This is a genomic window from Streptomyces sp. IBSBF 2435, from assembly GCF_036815005.1.
Lineage (GTDB): Bacteria > Actinomycetota > Actinomycetes > Streptomycetales > Streptomycetaceae > Actinacidiphila.
This window is the reverse complement of the sequence record NZ_JAJSYW010000238.1, coordinates 5,630-8,608: the sequence shown is the minus strand read 5'-3', so window position 1 is coordinate 8,608 and position 2,979 is coordinate 5,630. Positions and strand designations below refer to the sequence as shown.

3 protein-coding genes are annotated in these 2,979 nt (G+C 77.6%); all 3 read right to left on the bottom strand.

What is annotated here, in order from left to right:
- Nucleotides 1–443: 443 nt before the first annotated feature.
- Nucleotides 444–1,919 carry a DNA-3-methyladenine glycosylase 2 family protein gene (locus V7E46_RS30350; RefSeq protein WP_333771413.1) on the bottom strand — a complete coding sequence of 492 codons (1,476 nt, stop codon included), beginning with the start codon at nucleotides 1,917–1,919 and terminating at the stop codon, nucleotides 444–446.
- Between the two features lie 119 nt (nucleotides 1,920–2,038).
- On the bottom strand, nucleotides 2,039–2,443 hold the full coding sequence (locus V7E46_RS30345) for an NTP pyrophosphohydrolase (protein WP_333771412.1): 405 nt from the start codon (nucleotides 2,441–2,443) through the stop codon (nucleotides 2,039–2,041).
- On the bottom strand, nucleotides 2,440–2,979 hold a 540-nt coding region (locus V7E46_RS30340), incomplete at its 5' end, for an aldose epimerase family protein (RefSeq protein WP_443054400.1). The genes V7E46_RS30340 and V7E46_RS30345, both read right to left, overlap by 4 nt.

Sequence of the window (2,979 nt, the reverse complement as noted above, 5' to 3'; positions counted from 1 at the left end):
CCTCCGACCCCGACCCGGTCCCCCCGGTCATGGTCCAGGACCGCGAACTGCGCGAGCAGGGGGTGCTCCGGGAGGAGGAGGACGGGGCGGAGGAGCCGGACGAGAGCACGCAGAAGTTCCTGCGGCTCTTCGACGAGGAACGGCGCCGCAGGGAGTCCCTGCGACGGCATGGGCGGTAGACCGCCCGCCCCTTCGCGCCCGGACCTTCCCCGGCGGTGGTTTGCTCGCGCAGTTCCCCGCGCCCCTGAGGACGCCCGCCCGCGTCCCGCGACGACCGCCCCGGCGCCGAGGAGCAGTTGCGGCCGGCGTCCCCCTCGGGGCGCGAGGAACACCGCGCGGCGTGAGGCCCACGGCAGGTGGCGCCCCCTCGGGGGTGCGGGGAACTGCGCGCTCGGCCACAGGCTCACCGCAACGCGCGGGCGCCACCGCAAGTGGCAACCCCCTCAGGCGCGCGGGGAACTGCGCGGCACGTTCGCCGCCGGGGGAAGGTCCCGCGACAGCGAGGCCGCCCAGACGTGGTGGGTCGCGTACGTGCGCCAGGGGCGCCACCGGGGGGCCGGGGCGAAGCCCGGCAGGAGCAGGACGTCGGGGTCGCCCAGCGCCCGCATACGGATGACCGCGGCCGTCCGCACCCCCACCCCTGGCAGCGCCGCGAGCAGGCGCTCCGCCTCGTCCCGGTCGGCCCCGGGATCGAGCCGCAGCCCGCCGGTCGCAAGCGCGGCGGCGACCGCGCGCAGGACCGGGCGGACGCCGGCGTCCACCTCCGTCAGCTCGGCCTCCGCCAGGTCCGCCGGGCGGGGGAAGAGCCGGGTGAGGCCGCCGCTGGGCGCGGCCAGCGGCTCGCCGTAGGCCACGGCGACAGCGGCGGCCCGCGCGGCGTCACCGATGACCGCGCGCAGCGCGAATTCCTCCGGGTCGGCGGTGCCCGGCGCCCGCAGCCCCGGGCGCAGGGCGACGGACCCGGCAAGTGCCGGATCGGCTCCGAGGCGTTCCGCGACCGCGAACGGATCCGCGTCGAGGTCGAAGAGCCGCCGCACCCGCTGGGTCGCCGTCGTGAGGTCGCGCAGGTCGCCGAGGTGCAGCCGGCATTCGAGCCAGCCGCCGCTGCCGAGGCCTTCCTCGACCTCGGCGACACCGGAGCCGTGCGGCAGCCGCAGCGTACGGCGGTAGACGCGCGCGCCGCGGTCGCCGGTGACCTCCTCGATGCCGCCGACCGCACGCGCGGCGAGGTGGTCGAAGACCTGCGCGGAGTCGTAGCCGCCGCGGTAGGCCAGCCGCAGCGGCACACCGGTCGCGGTGCCGTGGTCCCCGCAGGGTCCGGCCGGGGCGGCGGCGACCGGGCCGAAGCGGGAGCCGCGGCCGGGGCGGGCGGCCCGCAGTTCGGTCGGGGTGGCCGCGTAGATCTCCCTGATCGTCTCGTTGAACTGCCGCACGCTGGCGAAACCGGACGCGAAGGCGATCTCGGCCGCCTGGAGGGAGGTGGTCTGGAGCAGCACGCGCGCGGTGTGGCCGCGCTGGGCCCGGGCGAGCGCGATGGGCCCCGCCCCCAGCTCCGCGTTCAGCTGCCGCTGGACCTGGCGGGCGCTGTACCCGAGCCGGGTGGCGAGGCCCGCGACGCCCTCGCGGTCCACGATGCCGTCCCCGATGAGCCGGATCGCCCTGCCCACCACGTCGGCCCTGGCGTTCCAGTCCGCGGAGCCGGGCACCGCGTCGGGCCGGCAGCGCCTGCACGCCCGGAACCCGGCGCCCTGCGCAGCCGCGGCGGTCGGGAAGAAGGAGACGTTCGCCCGCTTGGGCGTGATCGCGGGACAGCTGGGCCGGCAGTAGATCCCGGTGCTCGACACGGCGAAGAAGAAGACCCCGTCGAATCGCGCGTCCCGGCTGCGGACCGCCTCGTACCTGCTGTCCTCGGTCGCCATGTGTCCAGTATGGCCACCCGCCGGACCCGGGGCTAGCGGATATCGGACGTGGTGTCCGGCCCGCCGCGACCCAGCGCGGACGTCCTCCCAGGGACTCAGCGCCGACGGCCCGCCGGGACTCAGCGCGGGCGGACCGCGCGCGGGCCGACGCAGTGCGCGCCCGCCGCCTCGACCCGGGCCCGCAGGCCCCGGTCGGCGGTGACCACCAGGCAGGGGCGGCCCGCGGCGTCCGCGGCGAGGCCGGCGATCAGGTCGTCGCCGCTGCCGGGGGCCTCCTCGATCCGCACGCCCGGAACCGGCGGCACCCCGCGGGCCGCGCCCTCGGTCACCAGCAGGACGTCGAGCGGTACGCCGGTCGCCCACGGCGGGGCACCGCTCGCCGCCGGCAGCCCGGCGGCGGCCAGCGGGACCAGCAGGTCGCGCAGCCGGGCCGCGGCGCCCCGCCGGTCCCGCCACCAGCCGTCGGGCACCGAGCCGACGACGTTCGCGCCGTCCACCACCAGCAGCGGCGCCGGCTCGGTCACGGCCGCTCCCCGCCGCCCGTGGGCCGCCGAGTCCCGCCCGCCAGGTGCGGGAAGCGGAATTCGGTGCGGCTGCGCAGCACCTCGCCGGGCCGCAGCACGGTCGACGGGTAGTCGGCCCTGTTCGGCGAGTCGGGCAGGTGCTGGGTCTCCAGGCACACCGCGTCGTGCGGCCCGTAGCGGCGGCCGTCGGGACCGGCGAGGGAGCCGTCGAGGCGGTTGGCGGTGTAGACCTGGATGCCGGGTTCCGTGGTGCGCACCTCCATCGTCCGGCCGCTGCCCGGATCGTGGAGCACCGCGGCGGTGCGCGGCACCCCGGGGTCGGCGGGCGGGCGCAGCACCCAGCAGTGGTCGTAGCCGTCGGCGGCCTTGACCTGCGGATCGGGCGCGCGCAGGCCGTCGCCGAGCGCGCGCGGCGAGGTGAAGTCGAACGGCGTGCCCGCCACCTGCTGTTCCGGACCCCACGGGATGGACTCGGTGGAGACCGGCAGGAAGCCGTCGGCGTCGATACGGAGCATGTGCCCCAATATCCCACCGGA

What these genes read in the sequence shown, in the direction of transcription:
- V7E46_RS30350 (WP_333771413.1), bottom strand. Translation starts at nt 1,919, where the DNA reads ATGGCGACCGAGGACAGCAGGTACGAGGCGGTCCGCAGCCGGGACGCG.